This window comes from Geothrix sp. 21YS21S-2 (genome assembly GCF_030846775.1).
GTDB lineage: Bacteria > Acidobacteriota > Holophagae > Holophagales > Holophagaceae > Mesoterricola.
This window is the reverse complement of record NZ_CP132910.1, coordinates 2,861,666-2,887,422: the sequence shown is the minus strand read 5'-3', so window position 1 is coordinate 2,887,422 and position 25,757 is coordinate 2,861,666. Positions and strand designations below refer to the sequence as shown.

The 25,757-nt window shown below is 69.5% G+C and carries 23 protein-coding genes and 1 tRNA gene; 8 read left to right on the top strand and 16 right to left on the bottom strand.

All coding sequences use genetic code 11. The annotated features are described in order from the left end of the window. Positions 1-39 precede the first annotated feature (39 nt). From RAH40_RS12550 to RAH40_RS12520, 7 genes are all read right to left on the bottom strand, one after another. Positions 40-822: a TSUP family transporter gene (locus RAH40_RS12550; RefSeq protein WP_306597886.1), complete on the bottom strand. Its 783-nt coding sequence runs from the start codon at positions 820-822 to the stop codon at positions 40-42. Next, complete coding sequence (gene frr, locus RAH40_RS12545) at positions 822-1,394, bottom strand: ribosome recycling factor (RefSeq protein ID WP_306597885.1); 573 nt, start codon at positions 1,392-1,394, stop codon at positions 822-824. Before frr ends, RAH40_RS12550 begins: the two co-directional genes overlap by 1 nt. A 62-nt stretch (positions 1,395-1,456) precedes the next feature. Then, positions 1,457-2,137, bottom strand: a complete 681-nt coding sequence (locus RAH40_RS12540) for an HAD family hydrolase (RefSeq protein ID WP_306597883.1) — start codon at positions 2,135-2,137, stop codon at positions 1,457-1,459. Continuing rightward, a complete protein-coding gene (locus RAH40_RS12535) occupies positions 2,134-2,631 on the bottom strand; it encodes an LEA type 2 family protein (RefSeq protein ID WP_306597882.1) in 498 nt (165 codons plus the stop codon). The genes RAH40_RS12540 and RAH40_RS12535 overlap by 4 nt, the downstream gene beginning before the upstream one ends. Further along, positions 2,631-2,978, bottom strand: a complete 348-nt coding sequence (gene queD / locus RAH40_RS12530; RefSeq protein WP_306597881.1) for a 6-carboxytetrahydropterin synthase QueD — start codon at positions 2,976-2,978, stop codon at positions 2,631-2,633. The genes RAH40_RS12535 and queD overlap by 1 nt, the downstream gene beginning before the upstream one ends. A gap of 21 nt (positions 2,979-2,999) precedes the next feature. Then, positions 3,000-6,017: an ATP-binding protein gene (locus RAH40_RS12525; RefSeq protein WP_306597880.1), complete on the bottom strand. Its 3,018-nt coding sequence runs from the start codon at positions 6,015-6,017 to the stop codon at positions 3,000-3,002. A gap of 39 nt (positions 6,018-6,056) precedes the next feature. Further along, positions 6,057-7,307 (bottom strand): threonine/serine exporter ThrE family protein, encoded by a 1,251-nt coding sequence (locus tag RAH40_RS12520; protein ID WP_306597879.1) that lies wholly within the window; start codon positions 7,305-7,307, stop codon positions 6,057-6,059. Positions 7,308-7,372: 65 nt separating this feature from the next. Here RAH40_RS12520 and RAH40_RS12515 point away from each other — a divergent pair, with 65 nt between their 5' ends. After that, positions 7,373-7,663 carry a hypothetical protein gene (locus RAH40_RS12515; protein WP_306597877.1) on the top strand — a complete coding sequence of 97 codons (291 nt, stop codon included), beginning with the start codon at positions 7,373-7,375 and terminating at the stop codon, positions 7,661-7,663. Positions 7,664-7,715: 52 nt separating this feature from the next. Then, positions 7,716-7,979, top strand: coding sequence for a hypothetical protein (locus RAH40_RS12510; protein ID WP_306597876.1), 264 nt, complete (start codon positions 7,716-7,718; stop codon positions 7,977-7,979). A gap of 68 nt (positions 7,980-8,047) precedes the next feature. On the opposite strand, the gene RAH40_RS12505 is transcribed toward RAH40_RS12510, so the two are convergent. The 9 genes from RAH40_RS12505 to RAH40_RS12465 form a co-directional block, all read right to left on the bottom strand. Next, a tRNA-Arg gene (locus tag RAH40_RS12505) sits at positions 8,048-8,124 on the bottom strand. Between the two features lie 55 nt (positions 8,125-8,179). Continuing rightward, complete coding sequence (locus RAH40_RS12500) at positions 8,180-9,514, bottom strand: ATP-binding protein (RefSeq protein ID WP_306597875.1); 1,335 nt, start codon at positions 9,512-9,514, stop codon at positions 8,180-8,182. A gap of 64 nt (positions 9,515-9,578) precedes the next feature. After that, positions 9,579-10,760 carry a SpoIIE family protein phosphatase gene (locus tag RAH40_RS12495; protein WP_306597874.1) on the bottom strand — a complete coding sequence of 394 codons (1,182 nt, stop codon included), beginning with the start codon at positions 10,758-10,760 and terminating at the stop codon, positions 9,579-9,581. Next, entirely contained in the window at positions 10,757-12,466 is a 1,710-nt protein-coding gene (locus RAH40_RS12490) for a [Fe-Fe] hydrogenase large subunit C-terminal domain-containing protein (RefSeq protein WP_306597873.1), read from the bottom strand. Before RAH40_RS12490 ends, RAH40_RS12495 begins: the two co-directional genes overlap by 4 nt. Next, positions 12,463-12,726: a (2Fe-2S) ferredoxin domain-containing protein gene (locus tag RAH40_RS12485; protein ID WP_306597872.1), complete on the bottom strand. Its 264-nt coding sequence runs from the start codon at positions 12,724-12,726 to the stop codon at positions 12,463-12,465. Before RAH40_RS12485 ends, RAH40_RS12490 begins: the two co-directional genes overlap by 4 nt. After that, positions 12,713-14,737, bottom strand: coding sequence for a [FeFe] hydrogenase, group A (locus RAH40_RS12480; protein ID WP_306597871.1), 2,025 nt, complete (start codon positions 14,735-14,737; stop codon positions 12,713-12,715). The genes RAH40_RS12485 and RAH40_RS12480 overlap by 14 nt, the downstream gene beginning before the upstream one ends. Before the next feature lies 1 nt (position 14,738). Next, a complete protein-coding gene (locus RAH40_RS12475) occupies positions 14,739-16,625 on the bottom strand; it encodes an NADH-ubiquinone oxidoreductase-F iron-sulfur binding region domain-containing protein (protein WP_373432576.1) in 1,887 nt (628 codons plus the stop codon). A gap of 11 nt (positions 16,626-16,636) precedes the next feature. Further along, a complete protein-coding gene (gene nuoE / locus RAH40_RS12470) occupies positions 16,637-17,143 on the bottom strand; it encodes an NADH-quinone oxidoreductase subunit NuoE (protein ID WP_306597869.1) in 507 nt (168 codons plus the stop codon). A 92-nt stretch (positions 17,144-17,235) separates the two neighbouring features. Next, positions 17,236-17,883, bottom strand: coding sequence for a redox-sensing transcriptional repressor Rex (locus RAH40_RS12465; RefSeq protein WP_306597868.1), 648 nt, complete (start codon positions 17,881-17,883; stop codon positions 17,236-17,238). Positions 17,884-18,810: 927 nt separating this feature from the next. Here RAH40_RS12465 and RAH40_RS12460 point away from each other — a divergent pair. Genes RAH40_RS12460 through RAH40_RS12435 form a run of 6 tightly spaced genes read left to right on the top strand, consistent with a single transcriptional unit; the run spans position 18,811 to position 25,754 of the window. Beyond that, positions 18,811-20,760 carry a nucleoside-diphosphate sugar epimerase/dehydratase gene (locus tag RAH40_RS12460; RefSeq protein ID WP_306597867.1) on the top strand — a complete coding sequence of 650 codons (1,950 nt, stop codon included), beginning with the start codon at positions 18,811-18,813 and terminating at the stop codon, positions 20,758-20,760. A gap of 2 nt (positions 20,761-20,762) precedes the next feature. Then, positions 20,763-21,704 carry a hypothetical protein gene (locus tag RAH40_RS12455; protein WP_306597866.1) on the top strand — a complete coding sequence of 314 codons (942 nt, stop codon included), beginning with the start codon at positions 20,763-20,765 and terminating at the stop codon, positions 21,702-21,704. Then, positions 21,701-23,035: a nucleotide sugar dehydrogenase gene (locus tag RAH40_RS12450; RefSeq protein WP_306597865.1), complete on the top strand. Its 1,335-nt coding sequence runs from the start codon at positions 21,701-21,703 to the stop codon at positions 23,033-23,035. Before RAH40_RS12455 ends, RAH40_RS12450 begins: the two co-directional genes overlap by 4 nt. Further along, positions 23,032-24,030 (top strand): Gfo/Idh/MocA family protein, encoded by a 999-nt coding sequence (locus tag RAH40_RS12445; RefSeq protein ID WP_306597864.1) that lies wholly within the window; start codon positions 23,032-23,034, stop codon positions 24,028-24,030. The genes RAH40_RS12450 and RAH40_RS12445 overlap by 4 nt, the downstream gene beginning before the upstream one ends. Continuing rightward, complete coding sequence (locus tag RAH40_RS12440; protein WP_306597863.1) at positions 24,031-24,633, top strand: acyltransferase; 603 nt, start codon at positions 24,031-24,033, stop codon at positions 24,631-24,633. Next, complete coding sequence (locus tag RAH40_RS12435) at positions 24,630-25,754, top strand: DegT/DnrJ/EryC1/StrS aminotransferase family protein (protein ID WP_306597862.1); 1,125 nt, start codon at positions 24,630-24,632, stop codon at positions 25,752-25,754. Before RAH40_RS12440 ends, RAH40_RS12435 begins: the two co-directional genes overlap by 4 nt. The last annotated feature ends 3 nt before the right edge of the window (positions 25,755-25,757 follow it).

The window sequence follows — 25,757 nt, the reverse complement described above, 5'->3', positions numbered from 1 at the left end:
GCAGGCACCACTATATCCGACCCGTCCGGTCAGGGAAGTCTATTTTCCTATCATCTGCCAGCCCAGGCGCAGGATCAGGACGGACACGACCGCGATGAAGACGGCGCGCACCAGGCCGCTACCCCGGGTGAGCGCGGTGCGGGCTCCCAGGTACCCGCCAACGCCGTTGCCCACCGCCATGGTCAGGCCCACCACCGGCATCCAGCTGCCCTGGCTCACGAACAGCGCGAGGCTGGCGATGTTGGAGGCCCAGTTCACGCTCTTGGCCAGTCCCGAGGACCGCAGGAAGTCGAAGCCCAGCACCGCCACGAACAGGAAGATGAGGATGGAGCCCGTGCCCGGGCCGAAGAACCCGTCGTAGGCGCCCAGGGCGAAGGAGATGAGCGCGGCCAGGCCGCGCTGGTGGTTCACGCCGTACTTCGGCGCGTGGACCTTGCCCAGGTCCGGCCGGAACACCGTGAAGGCCAGCATCACCACCATCAGCCCGACCATCACGGGCCGGAACCAGGCGTCGCCCCTGCCCTGGAGGACGTAGGCCATGCGCACCCCCAGGGCCGCCCCGGTCATGGCGCAGGCCACCGGCCCGAGCATTTCGCGGAACGTGAGGATCTTCGCCCGCAGGAACTGGGCGGTGGCGAAGGTGGCGCCGGCGGAGGCCACCACCTTGTTGGTGCCCAGGACGGTGGTGATGGGCGTGCCGGCGGGAAGCCCCAGCATCAGCGCGGGTATGGTGATGAGCCCGCCGCCGCCCACGATGGCGTCGACGAAGCCTGCCAGGAGCGCCGCCAGCACCAGCAGCGCCAGGGTTGCCGGATGCACCATCAGATGTGCATGATCTCGGCGTCCTTGTGCTTGACGATGTCCTCGACGTCCTTGATCGACTCGTCGGTGATCTTCTGGATGTCGGCCAGGGCCTTCTTGGCGGCGTCCTCGCCCAGGGGCGCGGTCTTGTCCTTCTCCAGCTTCTTGACGTCCTCGTTGGCGTCGCGGCGGACGTTGCGGATGGCGGTCTTGATCTCCTCGCCCATGCGGCTGACGACCTTGACCAGGTCCCGGCGCCGCTCCTCGTTCAGGGGCGGGATGGGCAGGCGGATCACGACGCCGTCGTTGGCGGGGTTGAGCCCCAGCTCGGACTTGAGGATGGCGTGCTCGATGGCCTTGATGGCGGTCTTGTCGAAGGGGGTGATGACGAGCATGGAGGCCTCGGGGACGCTCACGCCCGCGATCTGGTTCAGCGGCATGGAGGCGCCGTAGTACTCCACGTGCAGGGTGTCCAGGATGCCCGCGTTGGCGCGGCCCGTGCGGACGGTGGCCATCTCCTTCTTGAGGGTCTCCAGGGAGGACTTCATGCGCTTCCTGGTTTCGGCCAGAATCGTGTCAACGGTCGCGGTCATCGGATACTCCATCAAAGGCGCACTTCATTTTCTAGCGGGAATCCCGGGGAATTGCCAGCGGATCAGCCCAGACAGGTGCTGCAGCGGGCACCTTTCTGGAGATTGCCGATGATCCGGGGGACGTGGGACAGGTCGGGGATCTCGACCAGGTCCGCCCCGGGGTCGCAGGCCGGCCTGGGATTGCCGGGGCGGTTCACCCAGATGGCGGTCCACCCTGCCTCCAGGGCACCGGTCACGTCGTCCCGCCAGCTGTCGCCCACCATGGCGATCTCGCCGGGGAAGAGACCCAGGCGCCTCTCCATGGTGCGGAAGGCGTCGGGCTCGGGCTTGAGGTGCCCGGTGAGGGCGCTGAGGCAGCGGGTGGGCAGGATCCGCTCCAGGCCCAGGCGGTCCAGGAACTCCATGTCGAAGCTCTGGGTGTTGGAGAGGAGGCCGACCCGGGCCAGCTTGCGGGTGCCTTCCACGGCCTCGAGGGCCTCGGGGAAGCACGCGGCGTCGTCGGCGGCGGTCTGGAAGACCTCGGCCATGGCGAGGATCTGGGTGCCGGAAAGGGAGAGCCGGTCCATCCATCCCGCGATGAAGGTGCGGGCGTCGGGGTGGGGACGGTCCATGGCCTCGCGCCGGAGCTCGGGGTACAGGGCCCTCTGGTCGTCGTCCAGGAGCCGCTGGAGGTGGCGGAAGGGGTCGCCGTGCTGACTGTGCACCAGGGTGTTCCAGAGATCGAAGACGACGGCCCGGATCATGGGGCTCCCCCGAAGGCGCGCCTGGACCTCACGGGAAGCTGGATGGGAAAGCCGTGGGTCTCGGCCCTCAGGGCGCCTTCCAGGAGCCAGACGCCGGAACCGCCCTGGGCCGCGGCCTGGATGGCCACCCAGTTGTCCCGGAGGTCCCCGTAGGAGAAGGACACCTCCACCTCCATGCTGCCGGCGCCCTGGGGCGGCAGGTCGATGGGCCTGGCCAGCTCCATGCGGCCGATGGCGTGGACGGCGCCGCGGGTCTCCAGCTTGAGGTCACCGGTGAAGGCCGTCACGTGGAAGGGGACGCCGGAGGGGTTGTCCACGCCCACCACGACCCGGAAGGCCATGCGGGACCGCTCCAGGGGCAGGGCCAGGTGGACGCTGGGCTCCACCCGGTCCAGGCGGAAGCGGAGGCCGCGGGCGGCCTCCCGGTAGTCCCTCACGGGCGCGCAGGCTGTGGCCAGGACCAGGATGGGGAGCGCCAGCCGGGCCGGGCGCATCAGGCCCCCCGGTAGATCACGCTGTTGTCCAGCGTCTCGAAGACCTCGATCTGGCAGAGCAGGGGCAGGGACGGCTTGAGCTCCTCCCAGATCCACACCGAGATGTTCTCGGCGGTGGACAGGGGGATGAGGTCGTTGAGGAAGCGGTGGTCCAGGCGCTGGATGACCTTGTCGACCACCACCTTGGACAGGTCGTCGAAGTCGATGATCATGCCCGTCTCCGGATTCACGGAGCCTTCCAGGGACACGAAGAGCTTGTAGCTGTGCCCGTGGAGGTTGCGGCACTTGCCGGGGTGGTTGTGGATGAAGTGGGCGGCCTCGAAGCCGTATTCCTTGCGAAGAATCATGAATCTCGCCTTAAAACCCCATTATCGCACAGGGGGCGGGATCGGGATGCGGACCCTGACCCGGGTCCCCGCCCCGGGGGCGGAGTCCAGGTCCACGCGTCCCCCCAGCATCTCCGTCAGGCGCTGCACCAGGGTGAGGCCCAGCCCGGTGCCGCCGTACTTGCGGGTGGTGCTGGAGTCGGCCTGGACGAACTCCGAGAACACCCGCTTCTGCTCGTCGGGGGTCATGCCGATGCCCGTGTCCTCCACCGCAAACAGCGCCCAGCCCGGCTCGGAGGAGGCCCGCAGCACCACCTGGCCGTTCTCGGTGAACTTGGCCGCGTTGCCGAGGAGGTTGGCGAGTATCTGCTGGAGCCTCGTGGAGTCGGTGGCCAGGACGGCCGGGGCGCCCTCGTCGGCCACGTGGAACATGTTCCCGTTGCGCTCCACCACGGGCCGCAGGGCGGAATCCAGGGCCGCCAGGAAGGGCGCGACCGCCAGGTCCCGGATGTCGATCTGCATGTGCCCGGCCTCGATCTTGGAGATGTCCAGGATGTCGTCGATGAGGTTGAGCAGGGAGCTCCCGGCCTGGCTGATGCGCCCGGCGTCCCGGATGGTGGAGTCCAGCCCGCGTTCCTTGGCCTCCTCCTGGAGCAGTTCCGAGTAGAGGAGGATGGCGTTCAGCGGCGTGCGCAGCTCATGGCTCATGTTGGCCAGGAAGGCGCTCTTGGCCTTGGAGGCCTCCTGCAGGGCCCGGGTCTGGCGGGCTACCTCCTCCTGGAGCTGGCGGTTCCGGGCCCGCAGCGAAACGCTGCGCAGCCAGAAGAGGAGCCAGATGCCCCCGGCCGCGAGGAGCGCCCCGAGGATCCGGGCCCAGGGGGTCTCCCACCAGGCCGGGACGACGGTGAAATGGAGCGCGAGGACGGGCCCTTCGATGCCGTTGTCGGGGAGGACGCCCCGCAGTTCCAGGGTGTGCCTTCCCGCGGCGAGGCCCGCGTAGCGGAGGTGGCCCTCCTCCTGGCGGATCCAGCCAGGGTCCACGCCCAGGAGCCGGGCCTCGTGCCAGATCTTTCCGGGGGCCTGGTAGGTGGGGACCATGAACTTGAGCTCCAGCAGGTTGGAGTCCCGGGCCAGCCTCGGGGCCGACCAGGGCAGGTCCAGCTCCGTGGCGCCGGACCAGGCCTGGAGCACCATGGGCTCCTTGAGCACCGGGCGCACCTCCAGCTGGCTGGAGTCGTACGATGCCAGGCCCGAGGTGGTCCCCGCCCAGACCCTCCCCCGTTCGGCCAGCATCGCCCATTCGTTGCACTCCGGGCTCACCAGCCGGTCCTCCATGCCGATCATCCGGAAGGCGGGGGCGTCCTCGGAGGCGAGCTCGCCCAGGCCCTTGTTGGTGCCCACCCACACGCGTCCCTCGGGATCCATGCCCACCGAGAAGATGGACATGAGGGGGTCGCTGGCCATGCCCTGGACGGGCACGATGCGCCTTCGCTCCGACGTGCCGCCCTGGAGGCGGTGGAGGGTGACCACGGAGCGGTTCTGGTAGGGGTTGCGGTAGGACACCACGAACGCGCCGCCGGGCCCGAAGGCCACGGCGCCGGGCGTGTCCGGCAGGAGCCCGGGCACCGGGCGCCAGACGCCGCCGCGCAGCATGGACGCGGCGCCGTCGTGGAGGACAACGATCCCCCCGCCGGGCACCGCGGCCAGGCCCAGCACCTCGCTGGGGTCGCGGCCCCCGATGGGCACCTTGGTCCAGGTCCAGCCCGCCCCGCTCCGGTTCCCCCTGGCCAGGCCCTTGAACCGGTCCGCCACCCAGGGCGTGCCGTCCTCGTCGATGGCCAGGCCCGCGGTGATCCGCCCCCGGGGCAGCACGTCCACGGTGTGGGTCCGCGACGCGAGGGTGGCCGGATCCAGCTCGTGCACCGTCCCTCCGGGGCTGCCGGTGGCCCAGAGGTGGCCGTCGGGCGCCGCGGCCAGGGACAGGAAGCGCCCGGGGAGGACCGTCCGGAACCCCGTGTCCGTGGCCACGCAGAGACCCTTGTCCGTCCCCACCCACAGCCGGCCCGACCGGTCCCGCAGGGGCTGCCAGGCGAGGTTGGCGGCCAGGCCCTCGTGGGTGTCGTAGCCCGCCCAGCGGCTGCGGCCCAGGTTGCGCTGCACGCCGTGGTCCGTGCGGATCCAGATGCCGCTCTCGCGGTCCACCAGGCCGCCCTTGGCGTCGTCCCCGGCGCGGCCGTACCGCTCCCGGGCATCGCCCTTCATGCGCCAGAGGCCGTCGGCGTCGTCGAACCACACCCAGCCCCGGGAGTCCCGGTCGGGGCGCGAGCTGAAGCTGAAGCCCCCGGTCATGTTGGCCCGGACCTTGTGCCAGGCGCCGTCCTCCCGCCGCTGCCACATGGCCCGGCTGGACCGCACCCAGATGCAGCCCAGGCCGTCCCGGGAGTGGTTGAGGAACTCCTCCTTGGGGCCGATGGGAGGGCCGGGGACGAGGACCCAGGCGCCGCCCCGCCACTCCAGGATGTGCCGGGCGGTGATGACCAGGGGCCCCGGGTCGGCGGGGTCCGTGAACAGGTGCACAGGCCGTTCCGGGACGGGCAGGGCCGGGGCCCGCACGAACCGCATGGCGCCGTTCTCCACGTATAGCGCGTCGGTGGAGAGCACCCACAGGTGCCCCAGCGCGTCCCGGCCCAGCTTGCGGTAGAACCCGCGGGGCAGGCCCTCGGCGTCCCCCAGGAGCACGGAGCGCCGGTTCCGGATGCGGGCCACGCCGCCGTCCGTGGCCACCCACAGGGACCCGTCCGGGTCGGCGAAGAGGTCCGTGAGCACGGGCGAGGGCAGCTGGCCGACGTAGGGCGCGAACTGGCGCCCCTCGAAGGACGTGAGCCCGGCCTCCGTGCCCGCCCAGATCTGGCCGTCGGCCGTGATCGCCATGGCCGTGACGACCTCGCTGAGCAGGCCGTCCTCCTTGCCGTAGTGCCGCGTGGGCGGACGGCCCGGTCCCTGCGGCCAGAGGGCCGTGGCCAGGAGGAACGCTGCGGCGAGCCGGAGGAAGGGGGGCATCGGCTGGGTCCAGGAGGGGGTTACGGCATCATGATAGGGCTAGAACGTCCTTCTCGACACCAGGGCGTTTGCGAGGAACAGCCCGAGCATCAGCGCCACGGTGACCGACAGGGCGTGGATGCCCGCCTCCAGCCCCTCCAGGGTCTGGCCGTGCATCATCATGGTGATGCCGCGCACCCCGACGCTGCCGGGGAGAATCAGCATGATCGAGGGCAGCAGGAGAACCGCGCCGGGGCGCCGGGTGCGCCTCGCGTACTGGTTGCACGCGGCGCCCAGGGCCAGGGCCGCGATGCCCGCGCCCGCCTCGGAGCCCAGGAACTCCGTGCCCAGGCGCGCGGCGCCCCACGCCAGCACGCAGGCGCCCAGGGTCCAGGCGAAGTCCTCCAGGCGCCCCTGGAAGACCACCAGGAAGCCCAGGGCCACCAGGGCCAGGGCCGGGGCCACGGTCCAGAAGGGCAGCGGGACCGCGGTGGAGGGCACGCCCACCAGCCACGCGCCGCCCAGGTGCTGGCCCAGGCCCACCCCGAAGGCCAGGAGCAGGAACACCAGGAAGGTCCCCGCCAGCCGCGCGGTGCCGGCCACCAGGTTGCCGGTGCCCAGCTCCTGCATGGACACCAGGAGCCCCAGCCCAGGCACCAGCACGATGATGCCGCTGAGGACGAGGATGGGGTGGGAGGCCGAGGGCAGGAAGCGCCCCAGGAGCGCGCCGCCCAGGGAGCTGATGACGCCGCCCAGCAGCGGCGTGAGGCGGGCCAGCCCCGCCCGCCTTCCGGCGAGCTGCGCCGCGGCGCCCACCAGGAGCCCGATGAGGGTGCCCAGCAGGACTTCGCGCCAGCCCCCTCCGAAGATGACCGCCATGCCCATGGAGGCCATGCCGTAGGCCAGCACCTGCAGCCAGGGGGGGAAGCGCATGGGCCGCGCCGCCAGCCTCGCCAGGTGGTCGCGGGCCGTGGCCACGTCCAGGCGGTCCTGGAGCACCTGGTCCACCAGCCCCTCGGCGTCCGCGAGCTTCTCCAGGGAGGACTGCCCCGCGTCCACCCGGATGAGGTAGGTCTTCCCGTGGTGCCCCTCCTTGCGCAGGGAGGCCAGGAAGCCCGTGGGCGTGGCGTAGATGGCCCCCTCCAGGTCCAGATGCTGGGCGAGGCGGCCCAGGGCGTTCTCCAGGGTGGGGGCGCTGACGCCGCACTCCTGCAGGGTCCGTCCCAGCTCCAGGACGAGGGCCACCTCGGGGATCGAGCTGGGGCCCTGGTACGCCAGGGGCGGGAAGGGTGCTGCGCCTTGATCGCTCATGGACCTCCAGCATAGCGGCCGGACCCGCGCCCTGGGTCATAATGGGCCCGTCCCCCGGAGCCCGCATGGACCTTCTCTTCAAAGCCGGTGACCGCGTCCGCCTCGCCAGGGCCGCCTACGCCCTGTACGGCGGCGCGTGGCCGAACTTCTGCCCCCAGGGCCAGGGCGGAGGCCGGCCCGGCACGATCCTCTTCGCCGGGGACCGCCCCCACAAGCCGGGCGCCGCGCCCCGGCCCTACTATGTCCGGTGGGACAACGGCGTGGAGAACAGCTACCGGGTGGAGGATCTGGAGGCGGACGGGGAACGGCCGGAGGCGGAGGACAACATCATCCCGTTCTCGCCAAGGCGCACCTGACCCCATCCAGGGCATTGGATCTACAATGGTCCAACCCACCCCGGAGGCGCCCATGAAGACGGATCACGTCATTCTCGGCATCCATATCACCGATCGCCTGCGCAACGCAGGCGAGGTCCAGAAGGTCTTCACGGACTACGGCGGCAACATCAAGACCCGCCTGGGCCTGCACGAGGTCGCCGACAGCCTCTGCGCCTCGGAGGGCGTGGTCCTGCTGGAGGTCCTGGGCGGCGACGAAGTCCGCACGGGCATGGTCGCCAGGCTCGGGGCGATCCCGGGCATCGAGGTGAAGGAGATGGTCTTCTCGCACGCGTAGCGGGATCGGCGGCGCTCCGGGCGGATCGAGGAAACCCCCGAAACCGGGCGGTGACGGGGGTTCGTATCTGGTGCGCCCAGCGCGACTCGAACGCGCGACCTACGGCTTAGAAGGCCGTTGCTCTATCCGGCTGAGCTATGGGCACAGGCTGCCGGCGGGAGGCCGGCCGGATCCAGAATCCTAAGGATCCGGCTCCTGGGTCAAGGGGCATTTCGGGAGAGCATCCACTCATAGGCCGGCTGAACGGCGATTCCCGGGGGCACCGCGGAGGGGGCGCCGTCCCGGGTCAGTGTCAGAAGGCGCTGCCCTGCGCCGGGGAAGCGTATTGCCGCTTCGGCCAGGGCCCTGAGTTCCCGGTCCGCCACGGCCGGGTCGGATGCGTCGGCGCAGACCTGGACCAGTTCCATCCCGCCCTCCGGGGTGCGGGCAAGGAAGTCGACCTCGTGGTCCTCCGGCGTGCGCACGTAGGTCACCTCGGCCCGCCGCCGCTGCAGTTCGATGAGCACAGCCGCTTCCAGGGCATGTCCAAGGTTGCTCCGGCCGCTGCGGTCGTAGATCGGGATCAGGCCGGGGTCCGCCGGGTAGGCCTTGCGCGGATTCACCATGCGCTGGCGCTCCGAGTTCGATTCCATCCAGACCGTGCGCACCAGGAAACAGTCCTCGAGGTGGGCCAGCAGGTCGTGGACGGTGTCACGCGCGATGGCCACGCCCTGGCTCTTCAGGGCTCCATGGAACTTCTCGACGCTGAAAAGGCCTCCCGCATTTCCCAGGAGATGGCGCACCAGCCACCTCAGGCCGGTCAGGTTGGTGACCCCGTGGCGCTCCATGACATCCCTCAGCATGGCCACGTCCACGTAGTCCTTCAGCAGCTGGCCCCGTGCGGCGGGGTCCAGCCCCTGGACTTCAGGGAAGCCGCCCACCGTGAGCCAGGCAAGGAAGGCCTTCTCCATTTCCACGCGCCCAGCGGCGGTGGCGAAGCCTGGCCTTTCCGGAACGGCCCGGCCCTGGTGACGGAGCGCCTCCGGGAAGCTGAACGGGTAGAGCGGGACCTCCCAGGCCCGCCCCCTGAGGGCCGTAGCGATCTCGTGCGACAGCAGGGCCGCCGAGGACCCCGTGAGGAGGACCTCTGCCTCCCCGCCATCCAGGAGGCGGCGCACGAACCGTTCCCAGCCGGGGACCACCTGGATCTCGTCGAAGCTCCAGGTGACCGGTTCCCCGGGCCGGGCCCCGGGAACCCGGCGGCCATATTCCTCCACGAGGAAGCCCAGCTGGGCACCCTCCAGCCCAGCCAGGCGCTCATCCTCGAAGTTCACGTAGGGAAGGCGGTCGCGTCCAACCCCCCTCGCCAGTCGTTCCAGCCTCATCTGGTGGATGAGGGTGGTCTTGCCGGACCGGCGCATGCCCACCACCACCGTAGCTTTTCCGGCAAACGCCTTCAGGCCGTGGACCTCGCGGGGCGTTCCCTCCGGGATCGGGGAAGCCAGGGAATCGGCCAGCTTCTCGAGCAGGACGTCCTTGAGGCGGGCATCAACCATGACCGAAATTCTCCTTTTCAGAAGGGGAATTTAGGCCAAGATTCTCCTTCTGACAAGGATAAATTCAGATGAACCGGATCCGCACTTCCTTGAGGAACTTCTCGGTCAGCACCTTCTTTAGCCCCCGGAGGATGTTCCTGCGGATGTCCAGGTCCTCGGGAAGGCTGGGATCCTGGAGGGCCTCGTTGATCTTGGTGCCGGCGACGATGTGGATGATGTCGCTGTCCAGGAGGATGCCGGCCAACTGGGTCGCGGCGTTGGGTTTGAGGAGGTCGGGGGACTCCTCGTCCTCCAGGAGGCGCACCATGCGGGCCAGGGTGATGGCGCCCTCGGTGACCAGGTCGAAGCCGTCCATGCGCGAGATGGGCGGCACGTCGGGGTCGAGGTTGCGCAGGTCCATGCTGAGGGTCCGGCCCAGCTCCCGGCCCAGGATGGCCGAGGTGGTGCCGCCGCAGATGACCTTGCGGCCGGTGAAGGCCTGGGCGATCTCGGCCATCTCCGGATCCCGGTCCCGGGAGACCGGGGCGCCGGTGAGGATGAGGACCTCCCGGGGCTCGCGGTAGTACATGACGGCGCAACTGATGTCGTCCTTGGCTTTGCCGCCGTCGATGGCCTTGGCCCGGAGGACGAGGGTGCGTGCAAGCTGACGAGCGGAAATGCGGGGGCGTTCCCGGATCACCTTGCCGAGGTAGGCCGTCACCGCCGTCTGGCCCCAGCCCAGGGGGGTGCCTTCGCTTCCCACCCCGGCCTGGGTGACGCCGTCGGAGAAGAAGATGATGCGGTCCCCGGGGCGCACCTCGAACCGGGCGTGGCGCAGTTCGGCCTGGCGCCCCTCGGTGTCGGGCAGGGGCAGGATCTCGGGGGTGATGGCCACGGGGTCCGCGCCGCGCATGAGGATGCTCGGGGGGTTGTCGTACTCCAGCACGCGGGTGGCGCCCCAGGGGTCCATCTCCACGATGGTGAAGGTGGAGTAGGCGATCTGGCGCTCCCGGCACACCGGGAGGGTGGCCATGATGGTGCGCGCGGCCTTGCGCACGTCCATGTCCGACTCCATGTACCGGATGGCCATGGTGGAGGTGAGGTTGGCCAGCACGTTGGCCTTGATGCCCGAGCCCAGGCCGTCGGCGAGGACCGAGATCACCCGGTGGTCCTCGGCGATCTTCTCGGAGAGGAACACGTCCCCGCAGGCGGCCTGGCCCTGCTTGCGCTCCTGGTAGTGGTCCACCTCCATGAAGTGGCGGGTCATTTTTCCGGCCTCTTCACGGGGGGCAGCTGGAAGGACTCGATGATCGAGCCCAGGATCAGCTCGGTCTCGGCCGCGTTCTCGCCCAGCAGGAAGGCGATCTGCTGCACGGTGGTGACGTTCTTGCGGATGACGTCCTGGGTCTTCTGGATGATCTGCTCCCGGACCACCGCGGGTTCGGTGATGTCCTGGAGGATGCCGCCCACCATGTGCCCGGACTCGATGGGGAAGACCATGAGCCGGATGACCCGGTCGCCCACGCGCAGGTCCTTGCGGATGGGCTCCCCGTGGGAGTCCAGGGCCTCGAGGAAGAGGCGGCTGAAGGGGGCCACCTTGGCCAGGGACGCGCCCTCCATGCCCGGGCGGGCCTCGTAGATCATGAGGCAGTCGGGGCCCATCATCTCCGCGAAGAGGCGGTTGCACTCCACGATGGTCAGGTTCTCGTCGGCGATGACCACGCCGCTGGGCATGGCGCGGATGAGCGCGTTGGCCTTGTTCATGGCCAGCTTGCGCATGTGCGAGACGCACATGCCGGGCTCGGCCCGGCCCTCCAGGAGGGCCAGGGCGAGGGATCTGCAGTCGTCGTAGCCGCAGCCGCCGCAGTTGAGCTGGTCCTCGGGCAGGGTCTTGCCCACCAGGCGCAGGGCCCGCTTGATGTCGGCGGAACTGTGGGCGGGGGGGAGGATGGGGGCCTCGTGCACGGGGGCCGCCAGGTCCACGGTGGGGGCCGGGGGCGGCCCCACCTCCCCGGGGAAGTGGTCCATGACGCGCAGCCACTTGAGGGCGGTGCCGCAGGCGCGCGAGGCCTGGGGCCCGTTGACGCAGCCCCCCTCGCAGGCCAGGAGCTCCAGGAAGAGGCCCCGCGCGTCCGCGTCCAGACCCTTGAGGGCCTCCTGGAGGCTGGGGATGCCTGAGAAGGCCATGAAGTTCGCGCCGGAGCCGCCGGCGCCCCGGATGCCCCGGATCATGCCGCCGTCCATGGGGTAGAGGGCGCCCTCCCGGGCCGGACCCGGGATGAATTCCTCCCCGGGGGCCTGGGCGGCCGGGTCGATGCCCCGGTCCTCGAACCAGCGCCGCAGGTCGGCGAAGGTCAGCGCCACGTCCAGGAGCAGGGGGTTGGCGTCGGCCTCCAGCTTCTTGGAGATGCAGGGGCCCAGGAAGACGATGCCCACCTCCTCCCCGTATTCGTGCTTGAGCAGCCTGCAGTGGGCCAGGAGCGGGGAGAGGTAGCGGGTGACGGCGCCCAGGTGTTCCGGGTGGTACTTCCGGATGAGCTCGACGGCCGTGGGGCAGGCCGAGGAGATGGAGAGCCCGGAGGGATCCCTCGCCAGGGCCGCGGCGCAGGCGCCCGAGACCTGCTGGGCCCCCAGGGCCGTCTCGGAGACGCCCCAGAAGCCCAGGGCCTTGAGGGCCGCGACCATGGAGCCCGGGGCGACGCCGGGGAACTCGGAGACGAAGGACGGCGCCAGGGAGGCCACCACCTTCGGCCTGCGCTTGAGCAGGAGCCGGGCCCGGTACAGGTCGTCCCGCACCTTCTTGGCGCCCACGGGGCAGACGTTGACGCAGGTGCCGCAGTAGACGCATCTCTCGGGAATGACCTGGGCGCTGCCGTTCTGGACCTTGATGGCCTTGACCGGGCACTGCCGGACGCACTTGTAGCAGTCCTGGCACTGCGTCTTTTCCGTGAAGATGGGCATCTCGGTGTTCACCTGCTGCCTCCGGCGGCCTGCCCCAGGCGTTCTTCCAGGACCTGGAGGATGGCCTTGGGCTCCATCCCGCAGAAGCACTCGCCCTGGACCGTGACGTTGGGTCCCTGGCGGCAGCGGTCCTGGCAAAGGGTGCCGGTGACCTGGACGTCCTGCTCCAGGCCGTGCTCCCTCAGGTAGCCCTGGATGAGATCCAGGGCCTTGATGTTGCCCCGGGAGAAGCAGGCGCTGCCCATGCAGACTACCAGCTCAATGGCAGCCATGGCCCGCCTCGACGGGTTCCAGTTCGCCCTTGAGGGCCTTGCCGATCAGCGCCTTGACGTCCTCCAGGCCGGCCCGGTGCAGGACGTGCCCGGCCACGCGCACCGAGGGGCCCCGGTCGCAGGCCTCCATGCAGAAGGTGGCGCGGATCTCCACCGCCTCGCCCAGGTCCTGGTCCTCCACGTGGTGGAGCAGGGCCTGCAGCAGCTTCTGGGAGCCCCGGATGTGGCAGGAGGTGCCCACGCAGACGCTCACGGGGATCCGGGCCCCGCCCTCCTCGGTGAGGGCGATGCCCTCGCCCTGGATGCGGCGGCGGATCCGGTAGTGGGTGTGCAGGAGGCGGTGGGCCTCGGGCGAGTTGGGCTCGCCCAGGTGGTCCTTGTAGGCCTGGGTGACCAGGGAGTTGTCCCTGGAGACGCGCAGGTCCATGGACGCGTCCAGGCGGCGCAGGGAATCCGCCCGGCGCGCCCGGATGCGGGAATCCGTGGCCACGGGCTGGCCCGCGCCCCCCGAGCACCCTCCGGGGCAGGCCATGACTTCCACGAAGTCGTAGTGCTCGCGTCCGGCACGCACGTCCTCCATGAGCTCCCGGGCGTTGGCCAGGCCGTGGACCACCGCGATGCGCACCTCACCTCCGGGGAGGTCCAGGACGGCCGTGCGCCGGCCCTTGGTGGAGCGCACCTGCTCGAGGATGGGGCCTTCGCCCAGGACGCCCACCACGTTGCGGAGGACCGCTTCGGTCACGCCGCCCGAGTTGCCGAAAATGATGCCGCCGCCGGTCTTGAAGCCGAAGGGCATGTCCATGCCCTCGGGCTCCAGCTCGCCCAGGGCCAGCCCGGCGTCCTGGATCATGCGGCCCAGTTCCTGGGTGGTGAGGACGAAGTCCACGTCGGGGTTGCCCTCCACGCCGAACTCGGGGCGCCTGGCTTCGGACTTCTTGGCGGTGCAGGGCATGATGGCCACCACCACGAGGTCCTTGCGGCCGATGCCCAGCTCCCCGGGCAGGGTGTCCTTGGCCAGGGAACCGAACATCTGCTGGGGGCTGCGGCAGCTGGAGAGGTGGGGCAGCTCGCCCGCGTACTCCTGCTCCATGAACTGCACCCAGGCCGGGCAGCAGGAGGTGAACAGGGGCAGCTTCTCCCCCTTGGCACGCCGGGCGAGGAACTCCGCGCCCTCCTCCATGATGGTGAGGTCGGCGGCGAAGGCGGTGTCGAAGACCTTGTGGAAGCCCAGGCGCCGCAGGGCGGCGACGGTGCGGCCCATGACGTGGCTGTCGTCGCCCAGGCCGAAGAGCTCGCCCAGGGCCACCCGCACCGCCGGGGCCACCTGCACCACCACGGTCTTCGAGGCGTCGTTGAGGGCCGCGTGGACCGCGTCCACGTCCTGCTTGACGGTGATGGCGCCCGTGGGGCAGACGGCGGCGCACTGGCCGCACTGCACGCATTCCACGTCGGCCATGGCCTTGTCGAAGGCCGGAGCCACGGTCACCTGGGAGCCGCGGCGGGTGAAGTCGAGCACCCCCAGGCCCTGGATCTCCTGGCACACCCGCACGCAGTCGCCGCAGAGGACGCACTTGTTGGGGTCGCGCACCAGGCCGTGGCTGGAGGTGTCCAGGGGCTTCGTCTCCCGGGGGGCGTTGAAGCGCACCTTGTCCACGCCCAGGCGCTGGGCCAGGGACTGGAGCTTGCAGGAGCCGCTCTTGCCGCAGGTGGGGCAGTCGTGGTCGCCGCTGGCCAGGAGGAGCTCGAGGTTGACCTTGCGCAGTTCCCGGACGGGGCCGGTCTGGGTGCGCACCCGCATGCCGGGCTCGGGCAGGGTGGAGCAGGCCGCGATCATCCCGCGGCCCTCCACCTCCACCACGCACAGGCGGCAGGCGCCGTAGATGCTCAGCTCGCTGTGGTAGCAGAAGGTGGGCAGCTCGATGTGGGCCTTGCGGATCACCTCCAGCAGGTTGCGCTCGCCCTGGATGGGGACCTTGAAGCCGTCGATGGTGAGGGTTTCGGAAGCGCTCATGTCAGGCTCCAGTGATCGCGTTGAATTTGCAGGCGTCCACGCAGGCTCCGCAGCGGATGCACTTGCCGGTGTCGATGGTGTGGGCCGTCTTGCGCTCGCCGATGATGGCGCCCACCGGGCACTTGCGGGCGCACAGCGTGCAGCCCTTGCAGAGCGCGGCCTCGATGGCCGGGGTCATGAGGGCCTTGCACACCCGGCTGGGGCAGACCTTGCGGTGCACGTGGGCCTCGTACTCGTGGCGGAAGTGCTTCAGGGTGCTCAGCACCGGGTTGGGCGCGGTCTTGCCCAGACCGCAGAGGGCCCCGACCTTGACGTTGCGGGCCAGCATCTCCAGGAGCGGGAGGGTCTCCTCGGTGGCCCGGCCCTCGGTGATGTCGTCGAGCAGGGCCAGCATCTGGCGCGTGCCCTCCCGGCAGGGGACGCACTTGCCGCAGCTCTCGTTCTGCGTGAACTGCATGAAGAACTTCGCCACCTGCACCATGCAGGTGTCCTGGTTCATCACCACCAGGCCGCCCGAGCCCACCATGGCGCCGATGCCCGTGAGGTTGTCGAAGTCCATGGGGAGGTCCAGGTGGTCCCGGGTGAGGCAGCCCCCGGAAGGCCCGCCGATCTGCACCGCCTTGAAGCCCTCCTCGGAGACCCGGCCGTCCTTGCCCGTGACGCCCCCGCCCACCGCGTAGACGATGTGGCGCAGGCTGGTGCCGAAGGGCACCTCGATCAGGCCGGTGTTGGCCACGTGGCCGGTGAGGGCGAAGGTCTTGGTGCCCGGGCTGGCCGGGGTGCCGGTGGCCTTGAAGGCCGCCGCGCCCTGGGCCAGGATGAGCGGCACCGAGGCGAGGGTCTCGACGTTGTTGATGATGGTTGGCTTGCCGAAGAGGCCGCACTGGGCGGGGAAGGGCGGCTTGGGCATGGGCATGCCCCGCTGGCCCTCGATGGAGGCCAGCAGCGCGGTCTCCTCGCCGCACACGAACGCGCCGGCGCCTTCCATGACGTGGACCCGGAAGCCCAGGCCCGTGCCGAACAGGTCGTCGCCCAGGAGCCCCAGCCTTTCGGCGTCGGCCACGGCCCGGCGCACCCGGGCCACGGCCAGGGGGTACTCGGCCCGCACGTAGACGTAGCCTTCGTCGGCGCCGATGGCGCGGGCCGCGATCATCATCCCCTCGAGGACGGCGTGGGGATTGCCCTCCATGACCGAGCGGTCCATGAAGGCTCCCGGATCGCCTTCGTCGCCGTTGCACACGATGTACTTCTTGGGGCCGGGCTGCACCCGGGCCATCTCCCACTTCCGTCCCGTGGGGAAGCCCCCGCCGCCCCGGCCGCGGAGGCCCGAAGCCAGGATCTCGCCGCACACGCCTTCGGGCTGCATCCGGAGGTAGGCCTTGGCGGCCGATTCGTAGCCGCCCTGGGAGAGGTATTCGCGGATGTCCTCGGGGTCCAGGCTGCCGCAGCTCTTGAGCACGGTGCGCTGCTGGAGGGCGTAGAAGGGGATCTCGTTGCGGCCGCGGCAGGGCTTGCCCGTGACCGGGTGCGGATAGAGGAGGCGCTCCACGGGCTTGCCGTCCAGGAGCGTCTGGCCCACGATCTCGGCCACGTCGGAGGGGCGCACCTTGCAGTAGAGGATGCCGTCGGGCTCGATGCTGAGGAGGGGCCCCATCTGGCAGAAGCCCTGGCAGCCGCTCTTGGTGAGCAGGCCGTCCCGGTTCCGCGTCTCCTCGAAGTCCAGCTCGATGTCCAGGGAGAGGCCGTGGTCACCGGCCTCGTTGCGGAGGGCCTCGAGGACCTTCATCGCCCCGTTGGCCATGCAGCCCGTGCCGGCGCAGATGACGACCCGGCGCTTGAAGTGCTTGGACGCTTCGCTGTAGGCCTCGCCCATGGCCTGGAGTTCCATCACCGCTGTGCTCACATGCCCTCCTGCTGCCGGATGCCCTCGAGGATTTCGCAGGCCTGGTCAGGCCCGACCTGCCCGTGCACGTCCTCGTTGACCACCATCGCCGGGGCCAGCCCGCAGGCCCCCAGGCACGAGACGGTCTCGAGCGTGAACATCATGTCCGGCGTCGTCTTGCGCGCGCCGCCCAGGCCCAGCTTCGCCTGGAGCGCATCCACCAGGTCCTGGCTGCCCTTCACGTGGCAGGCGGTGCCGTCGCACACCCGGATGACGTACTTGCCCTTGGGCTGCAGGGCGAAGTGGCTGTAGAAGGTCGCCACGCCGTAGACCTTGGCGGGGGAGATGCCCAGGGAGGTGGCCACCAGGGTCATGACCTCCTCGGGGAGGAACCGGTACTCCTCCTGCACCGCCTGGAGGATGGGCACCAGCCGCGTGCGGTCGCGGTGGTGGCCGTCCAGGATCTGGATCACCTTCTCGAATCTGCGGCCTGCTTCCTGGGCCATGGGTGCCGTTGCTTCCATGCTGGGACTCCTTTCGTTCGGGACAGAGCTCCCCTGCCGGCGGTTCGCCGGACGCGGGTCATGTTCTTTGCCCGGCCCCGTGGGCCGGAACGCTAGCTCAGGGGCGCCGGGGAGCGGCTGTCCGAGAGCCTGCGGAGAAGGTAGGCGAGGCTGGTGAAGAGCTCGAGGTTCTCGACGATGACGTCATCCGGGAGGTCCAGGTTCACGGGCGCGAAGTTCCAGATGGCCCGGATGCCGCTGCCCACCATGAGGTCGGCCGTGGCCTGGGCGGCTTCGGGCGGCACGGTGAGGATGCCCACGGAGATGTGCATGCGTTCGGCCAGGCTGGAGAACTTCTCCATGGGCAGCACGGGGGTTTCACCCACGCGCTGGCCCGCCTTGGCGGGGTCCGCGTCGAAGGCCGCGACGATGCGCGCGCCGGCCCTGTCGAAACCGGGATATTTGATGAGTGCCGTGCCCAGGCTCCCGACGCCCACGAGGAACGCGTCGGAGTGGCTGTCCCAGTGCAGGAACCCCTCGATGGCGGACATGAGCTCGGACACCTTGTGCCCCGTCTTGGGCCGCCCCTGGCACCCCGTGATGGCCAGGTCCTTGCGGACCTGCGTGTGGTGCACGCCGAGCACCTCCGCCATGTGGGCCGCCGAGACCTGTTCCTGGCCGGAACCCTTGAGGCGCGCCAGGTACTGGTAGTACCGCGGCAGCCTTCTCAGGGTGGGGATCGGAACCGATGGGCCGGTCAAGGTGGCCTCCAGGATGATTCAAGATTTTTGAGTCGATACAAAAATCATGATTAAAGGTATCGCCCCGGTCGGCGCTCTGTCAACGGCTCGGGTGGGGAATTGAGTAAAAATAGGATGTGCTGTGTTCTGAAATGGAACTGATATTAAGGTTTAGACTTGGTTAAAAAAAATTGAAGCGGTAGTATTGTAGTGTAAAAATAAACAACAAATAAAAGTTGTGAAATTTACTGTAAATTTCATATTGATAATTATCATGATTCCGCTGCATTAATTCTGACCTTTGTGACGGTCCATTTTATTCGATAACTCAATTGAATTAAGCCATATATGACATTCTTTAAGCCCTCGTAGCCTCTGGGCTTGACCCCTTCCATGGCTTATCAGCGCCATCGGGTAAGCCGAAGATATACCACTGGGAAAGTACCAAATTCTGAAGTGTAGATACGTCATATATGACCACAAATGAAATAATTCCATCAACTATTTCATAAAATATCAAGTATATTACTTTTGTAATAATTATTAATCTCTGAAAATTCTAATACTATTTATACTCTTCACGATGGTGCATGTGCCAGCATAACCTGTGACCTTACGCCATATTCATCAGGTGTCCTACTTGTTTTATTATGCAGAATCAATAATTTTATAATCCAGGATTTGATTGACATTCCTTTCTTTTGGAGTTTAATTGCATTCGTATCCGTCGTGAACCATCCGCCGATACCTTAATAAGTTGCAAGTCATAACAATCAATTTTATCCAAGAAATCCAAGGGTATCCACCCTAACAAAAATTCTGATTCGTCCTGCCCAAAGGCCAGGCCCTGGCTCTTCTGCGGGCGGGCTTAATTCCCCAACTGCCGCCGCGCTTCCGTTCCGGGTAGCGGCGGGAGGCTGCCCCTTCCTTGAAAGGACGGAAAACGCCATGTCGGGTCTCGCGTGCATCCAGAAACCCAAACAGGTCTTCGGGCTGGGCTGGGGGCGGCTCCACAAGGCGCCCTGGGCCCGGCGGTGCGGAAAAGTGCTGCTGGACGCGGGGCTGGCCTGCCTGGCTTGGGAGCTGGCCGAGGGCGGGGGCGGGAAGGCGGAACCCTTTCCGGGGAGCCGGCTTTTCTTCGTCAGCCTGGCGCTGGCCGTCAACCTGGCCATGCAGCTGACGGCCCAGCACTACCGGCTGTTGGACCTGCGGGAGGCCAAGGCCATCCTGTACGCCGATCTGGCGCTGATCGCGGCGTCCATGGCCTTCTGCGCACTGCGCGGCGACGGTCCGGTGGCCGGGAAGGACGTATTCATGGAGGCCAGCCTCCTGTGCGGGGTCCTGTGGTTCATGGCCCGGATCCTCATGGGCGCGCTCCTCGGGAACCGGCCGGGCGGAAACGGGTTCTCGGAGCGCGCCCTCATCGTGGGCGCGGGACGAGCGGGTCTCCGCCTCTGCCAGGAGGTGCTCGAGCACCCGAAGGTCCGGTTCCAGGTGGTGGGATTCGTGGACGACGCGCCGGAAAAGCTGGGCGTCCGCATCGAGGGCGTGCCCGTCCTGGGCGCGACGTGCCAGCTCAGGGAGCTCGTGCGCGACCGGGAGATCTCCCTCGTGATCCTGGGCCTGGCCAGCGCCCCGGGCGCGCGGGTGCGGGAGATGTGCCGGGAGGTGCAGGCCCTGGGCGTGAAGGTGAAGATCGTGCCGGGGATCCTGGACCTGGTCGGGGACCTGCCCTGGAAGCCGCAGTGGCGGGACGTGGCCATCGAGGACCTCCTGCGGCGGGAGCCCGTGGTCCTCGACACCACGGCGATCCGGAAGGCCCTGGAGGGCTCCGTGGCCCTCATCACCGGGGCGGGGGGCTCCATCGGGAGCGAGCTGGCCCGCAGGGTGGCCGCCTTCGGGCCCAGCCGCATCGTCCTGCTGGGCCGCGGCGAGAACAGCCTCTGGGAGATCGAGGGGGATCTGGCCCGCAGGTTCCCCGGCCTGGCCACGGAGGTGGCCCTCTGCGACGTTCGGGATCCGGCCCGGCTCCGGCAGGTGTTCGAGGCCTGGCGGCCCAGGGCCGTCTTCCACGCCGCGGCCCACAAGCATGTCCCCTACCTGGAGAAGCATCCGGAGGAGGCGGTCGTGAACAACATCCTCGGAACCCGCAACGTGCTGGACGCGGCGCTGGCCGCGGGCACGGAGGTGTTCGTGAACGTGTCCACGGACAAGGCCGTCAACCCCGTGAACGCCCTGGGGGTGAGCAAGCACATCGGGGAGCACCTCGTGACCCTCGCCGCCGGCCACGCTCCGGCCGGGGCGCGGTACGTGAGCGTGCGCTTCGGCAATGTCCTGGGGAGCCGCGGAAGCGTCATCCCCCTCTTCCGCGAGCAGATCGCCCGGGGCGGGCCCATCACCGTCACCCACCCGGACATGGTGCGCTATTTCATGACGATCCCCGAGGCGGTGCAGCTGGTCCTCCAGGCGGGGATCCTGGGGGAGACTGCCAAGGTCTTCGCCCTGGACATGGGGGCCCCGGTGCGGATCATGGACCTGGCCGAGGACATGGCGCGGCTCTCGGGGTTCAGCGCCGGGGTGGACATCGACATCAAGATCACCGGGACCCGTCCCGGGGAGAAGCTCTTCGAGGAGCTCTTCTCCGATCGGGAGTCGCGCAAGGCCGACATCCACCCCAAGGTGTTCGAGGCCGGACAGGACCGGCAGGATCCGGACCTGCTGGAGCGGGGCCTGCAGGCCCTGGAGGAGGCCTCGGCGCTGCCGGACGGGGAGCGCCAGCGGCGGATCATCCTCTGGTTCCGCCGGCTCGTGCCGGCCTACGTCCCGTCCCCGGAGGGCCTGGGACGGTGGCTGGCCGCCCCCCGAGCGATCCCGGCCTCCGAAACGGTCCACACCTAGCCATGCGCCTTCCGCCCCTCCCCCCCGGCCTCCGCAGGCCCCTCGCCCACGCCGCCCTGGCGGGCCTTCTCGCGGGGTGCCTCTCGCTGCTCCTGCCCGACCAGTTCCGGGCGGAGGCCCGCATCCTGCCGGACGCCGGGCACGCGGGCTCCCAGGGCCACACGGGCATTTGGGCCCCGACGGCCCCGCCGGTGGTCCCGGGGACGCGGGAGGACGGACCCACCGTGATCTACGACGACATCCTCCGGAGCCGGAGGGTGGCCGACGGCGTCCTGTCGGCGGTGTACGAATACGGGGCCCGTTCCTGGCGCTTCGGCCGGCTCCGCAGCCGCCGGGGGACCCTGCTCCAGTACCTGGGCGCCGCGGACGTGGACCGGGCCCTGGGGGACTTCCGGCGCCTCCTGCGGGTGGAGCGCAACCCCAAGTCCGGCCTGCTCACCGTCACGGCCGAGACCCGCTCCCCCGAGCTGAGCCTCCAGGTGGTGCGCCTTGCCACGGAGGAGCTGCGCCGCGCCCTGGTGGACCTGGCCCAGGCCGAGGGCAGGAACCGGGCCCGGGCCACCCAGGCGCGGCTGGAGGAGGTGGGCGCCATCTGCTCGGCGAGGGACGAGGCCTTCCAGCGGTTCCAGGACGCCAACCGCAACTGGGAGACCAGCGCCTCGCCCAACCTTCGCTACCAGGGGCTTCGCCTGCGCGAGCAGCTGGTCCTGTGGAGGCGGGTCCAGGAGAACCTCACCCTCAACCAGGAGCAGGCCCTCCTGGAGGCGCGCAACGACGCCCAGACCCTGCTGGTCCTGGACGCCGGCGACCTGCCCCGGGCCAAGAGCCGGCCCCACCGGTCCTTCATCGTGTTCGGCGCCATGGTCGTCACCGGCACGGCCACCTGGGCCGCCCTCAACCGCACCAAGGTCCACGACCTTTTCATCGCCAAGGAGAAGCCATGAGCACTCGCACCGCCCCGGCGCACGCCGGGGACCTGATCCGCAAGTTCGGAAACCGCACCGCCCTGGTCGGGGTGGTGGGCCTGGGGTACGTGGGCCTGCCCCTCGCGGTCGAGAAGGCCAAGGTGGGCTTCCAGGTGGTCGGCTTCGACCGGAACGCCTCCCGGGTGGCCAGCGTGAACCTCGGCGTCAACTACATCGAGGACGTGCTGGACGCGGAACTGCGGGACCTGGTGCTGGACCACAAGCGCCTGGAGGCCGCCACGGAATGGAGCCGGCTGGGGGAGATGGACGCGATCGTGATCTGCGTGCCCACCCCGCTGACCCGCAACCTGACCCCCGACCTCCAGTTCGTGGAGGCCGTCACCCGCGAGGTGGCCAGGCGCCTGCGGCCGGGGCAGTTCGTGAGCCTGGAGAGCACCACCTACCCCGGTACGACGGAGGAGGTCATCAAGCCCATCCTGGAATCCACGGGCCTGCGCGAGGGCGAGGACTTCCACCTGGCCTTCAGCCCGGAGCGGGTGGACCCGGGCAACAAGCGCTTCACCACGCGCAACACGAGCAAGGTGGTGGGCGCGGCCAGCCCCTCCAGCCTGGAGGTGGCCCTGGCCTTCTACCGGCAGACCATCCAGGAGGTGGTCCCCGTCAGCTCCTCGCGGGTGGCGGAGATGGTCAAGGTCTTCGAGAACACCTTCCGGGCGGTGAACATCGCCCTGGTGAACGAGCTGGCCATGCTCTGCGACCGCATGGAACTGGACGTGTGGGAGGTGCTGGACGCCGCGGGCACCAAGCCCTTCGGGATCATGCCGTTCTACCCCGGCCCCGGGGTGGGGGGCCACTGCATCCCCCTGGATCCCCACTACCTGGAATGGAAGGCCCGGGAGTTCAACTTCAACACCCGTTTCATCGCCCTGGCCGGCGAGATCAACAGGCGCATGCCGGAGTTCGTGGTGGGCAAGGCCATGCGCATCCTCAGCGACCACGGCCTGGGCCTGCGGTCGGCGCGGGTGCTGGTGCTGGGCCTGGCCTACAAGAAGGACGTGGACGACGCCCGGGAAAGCCCCGGCGCCGAGGTGCTGGAGCTGCTCGCGGCCCGGGGCGCGCGGGTGGAGTACCACGACCCCCACGTGCCGCGGTACATCGACAATCGCTTCGACCTGCGCAGCGTGGCCCTGACCGCCGACGCCCTGGACCTGGCCGACCTCGTGGTGATCCTCACGGACCACTCGGACGTGGACTACGCCTTCGTGCTCCGCCACGCCCGCCTCGTCCTGGACACCCGGAACGCCACCCGCGGGCTCCAGGCGGACCGGGACCGGCTGGTGCTCCTGTGAGTGCCCCGGCGAGGGTGGCCGTGGCAGGGGCGGGCGCCTGGGGGCGCAACCACCTGCGCGTCCTCCACGGCCTGGGGGCCCTGGCCGGGGCGGTCGAGGTGTGCGAGGCGTCCCGGGACCAGGTGCGCCGGGACTACCCGGGGCTGCCCGTGTGGGGATCCCTCGGGGAGGCCTTCCGGCACGGCGGGCCCGTGGACGGGGTGGTCATCGCCACCCCCGCGCCCACCCACGCGGGCCTGGCCGCCCAGGTCCTCCGGGAAGGAAGGGGGGTCCTGGTGGAGAAGCCCATGACGCTGGAAGCCCGGGAGGCCCAGGGGCTCGTGGACCAGGCCGAGGCCGCCGGCCGGGTGCTGATGGTCGGACACCTCCTCCTCTACCAGCCCGCCGTGAGGGAACTCAAGCGGCTCCTCGACTCCGGGCTCCTGGGGCAGGTGTACCGGATCCACCAGGAGCGCGCCAACCTGGGGCGCGTGCGGTCCACGGAGAGCGCGCTTTGGAGCCTCGCTCCGCACGACGTGGCCGTGCTCATCCACCTGATGGGCGAGGCCCCCCTCCGGGTCGCGGCTTCGGGCGCGGCCTTCCTGCAGCCCGGCCTCCACGACGACGTCCACCTGGAGCTGGCCTTCTCCGGGGGGCGCAGCGCCCACGTGCACGTCTCCTGGTACTGGCCGGGGCGGCGCCGCGCGCTCCGGGTCCTGGGCGAGCGCGGCATGCTCGTCTACGACGAGGCCGACCAGAGCCTCACCCTGCACCGGAAGCGGCTGCTGGGCGGGGACACCCTCCGGCGGCTGGATGCCGTGGACGACGGGACCGTTCGCGTCTTCGAGGGGCCGGGAGAGCCCCTGCGGCTGGAGGACGAGCATTTCCTCCACTGCCTGGCCAGCGGCAGCAGGCCCATGAGCGACGGCCGCAGCGGCCTCGACGTGATCCGGGTCCTGGAGCGGGCCGATGCCCAGCTCCTCGGGGCCCTTCCACCCACCCTGAAGGAGGTTTGAATGAACAGCCTTACCGAAACCCCGCCCTGCCTGGTGCATCCCCTGGCCGTGGTCGACGAGGGCGCCGCCCTGGGCGACGGCACCCGCGTCTGGCACTTCAGCCACGTGTACGGAGGCGCCGTCATCGGCGCCCACTGCGTCCTGGGCCAGAACGTCATGGTGGCCTCGGGCGTGACCATCGGCGACCACTGCAAGATCCAGAACAACGTCTCCCTGTACGGGGGCGTCGTGCTGGAGGACTATGTCTTCTGCGGGCCCAGCATGGTCTTCACCAACGTGCGCACCCCGCGGTGCCTGTACCCCCGCAACACCCCGGAGGACTACGCGCCCACCCGCGTCAAGCGCGGGGCCAGCATCGGGGCCAACGCCACCATCGTCTGCGGCGTGACCCTCCACGAGTGCGCCTTCGTGGCCGCCGGGTCCGTGGTCACCCGCGACGTGCCGCCCTTTGCCATGGTGGCCGGGGTCCCGGCCCGCGTGGTGGGCCACATGTGCGAACGGGGGGAGCGCCTGCGCTTCGACGCCGAGGGATTCGCGCGCACCAGCTACGGGCAGGCCTACCGCCGCATGGCCGACGGCATCGTCCGCAAGGAGGCGCCATGAGCACGCAGGCCCGCATTCCCAGCCTGGACCTCTCCGGACCGGTGGAGGCCCTCTGGCCGGAACTCTTGGGGGCGGTGGAGAAGGTTCTCCGCTCCGCCCACTACATCCTGGGCCCCGAGGTGGCCGCCTTCGAGGAGGAAGTGGCCCGGTTCCTGGGCACGCGGCACGCGGTGTCCTGCAACTCCGGCACGGACGCCCTGGTGCTGGCCCTGCGCGCCGTGGGCGTCGGCCCCGGGGACGAGGTGATCACCACCCCCTTCACCTTCTTCGCCACCCCCGAGGCGGTCAGCAACGTCGGGGCGCGGCCGGTCTTCGTGGACATCGACCCCGACACCTTCAACCTGGATCCCCGCCTCGTGGACGCCGCGGTCACCTCCCGCACCCGGGCCATCATCCCCGTGCACCTCTTCGGGCGGCCCTGCGACATGGCCGGCGTGCTGGGCGCCGCGGCCCGCCACGGGCTCAGGGTGGTGGAGGACTGTGCCCAGGCCTTCGGGGCCCGCTACCACGGCAAGCCCGTGGGCACCCTCGGGCATGCGGGGTGCTTCAGCTTCTTCCCGACCAAGAACCTGTCGGGGTTCGGTGACGGCGGCCTCCTGGCCACCGACGACGAGGGCCTGGCCCAGACGGCCCGGATGCTGAGGGTGCACGGGAGCCGGCGGAAGTACCACAACGAGGCCGTGGGCTGCAACTCCCGCCTGGACGAGCTGCAGGCCGCGCTGCTGCGGGTGAAGCTGCCCCGGGTGGCGGCTTGGAACGAGGCGCGGGTGCGGGCGGCGCGGAACTACCAGGGCCTCCTGGGAGGGGATGGGCTCCTGGTGCCGCCGGAGATCAGCGACGGCCATGTGTTCAACCAGTACACGGTCCGCATGCGCAGCCGCTCCCTGGACCGGGACCGGGTGCGCGCAAGGCTGGGAGATGAGGGCATCGACACGATGGTGTACTATCCCGTGCCCTGCCACCGCCTGAAGGTCTACGGGCAGAGCCACGCCGAGGTCATCTGCCCCGAGGCCGAGCTGGCCGCCTCCGAAGTGCTGAGCCTGCCCCTGTGGCCGGGCATGGATGCGGAGGTCCAGGCCCAGGTTGCCTCGACCCTCCACCGCATCCTGCGGGAAGGGTGAACC

Bases quoted from the DNA above. Each gene is read 5' to 3' on its own strand.
- RAH40_RS12510 (WP_306597876.1), top strand. From the start codon at position 7,716: ATGAAGACGGATCACGTCATTCTCGGCATCCATATCACCGATCGCCTG.
- RAH40_RS12500 (WP_306597875.1), bottom strand. From the start codon at position 9,514: ATGGTTGATGCCCGCCTCAAGGACGTCCTGCTCGAGAAGCTGGCCGAT.
- RAH40_RS12455 (WP_306597866.1), top strand. From the start codon at position 20,763: ATGCGCCTTCCGCCCCTCCCCCCCGGCCTCCGCAGGCCCCTCGCCCAC.
- RAH40_RS12460 (WP_306597867.1), top strand. From the start codon at position 18,811: ATGTCGGGTCTCGCGTGCATCCAGAAACCCAAACAGGTCTTCGGGCTG.
- RAH40_RS12535 (WP_306597882.1), bottom strand. From the start codon at position 2,631: ATGCGCCCGGCCCGGCTGGCGCTCCCCATCCTGGTCCTGGCCACAGCC.
- RAH40_RS12435 (WP_306597862.1), top strand. From the start codon at position 24,630: ATGAGCACGCAGGCCCGCATTCCCAGCCTGGACCTCTCCGGACCGGTG.
- RAH40_RS12485 (WP_306597872.1), bottom strand. From the start codon at position 12,726: ATGGCTGCCATTGAGCTGGTAGTCTGCATGGGCAGCGCCTGCTTCTCC.
- RAH40_RS12450 (WP_306597865.1), top strand. From the start codon at position 21,701: ATGAGCACTCGCACCGCCCCGGCGCACGCCGGGGACCTGATCCGCAAG.
- RAH40_RS12440 (WP_306597863.1), top strand. From the start codon at position 24,031: ATGAACAGCCTTACCGAAACCCCGCCCTGCCTGGTGCATCCCCTGGCC.
- RAH40_RS12480 (WP_306597871.1), bottom strand. From the start codon at position 14,737: ATGAGCGCTTCCGAAACCCTCACCATCGACGGCTTCAAGGTCCCCATC.
- RAH40_RS12515 (WP_306597877.1), top strand. From the start codon at position 7,373: ATGGACCTTCTCTTCAAAGCCGGTGACCGCGTCCGCCTCGCCAGGGCC.
- RAH40_RS12525 (WP_306597880.1), bottom strand. From the start codon at position 6,017: ATGCCCCCCTTCCTCCGGCTCGCCGCAGCGTTCCTCCTGGCCACGGCC.
- frr (WP_306597885.1), bottom strand. From the start codon at position 1,394: ATGACCGCGACCGTTGACACGATTCTGGCCGAAACCAGGAAGCGCATG.
- queD (WP_306597881.1), bottom strand. From the start codon at position 2,978: ATGATTCTTCGCAAGGAATACGGCTTCGAGGCCGCCCACTTCATCCAC.
- RAH40_RS12495 (WP_306597874.1), bottom strand. From the start codon at position 10,760: ATGACCCGCCACTTCATGGAGGTGGACCACTACCAGGAGCGCAAGCAG.
- RAH40_RS12520 (WP_306597879.1), bottom strand. From the start codon at position 7,307: ATGAGCGATCAAGGCGCAGCACCCTTCCCGCCCCTGGCGTACCAGGGC.
- RAH40_RS12540 (WP_306597883.1), bottom strand. From the start codon at position 2,137: ATGATCCGGGCCGTCGTCTTCGATCTCTGGAACACCCTGGTGCACAGT.
- RAH40_RS12550 (WP_306597886.1), bottom strand. From the start codon at position 822: ATGGTGCATCCGGCAACCCTGGCGCTGCTGGTGCTGGCGGCGCTCCTG.
- nuoE (WP_306597869.1), bottom strand. From the start codon at position 17,143: ATGGAAGCAACGGCACCCATGGCCCAGGAAGCAGGCCGCAGATTCGAG.
- RAH40_RS12475 (WP_373432576.1), bottom strand. From the start codon at position 16,625: ATGGAACTCCAGGCCATGGGCGAGGCCTACAGCGAAGCGTCCAAGCAC.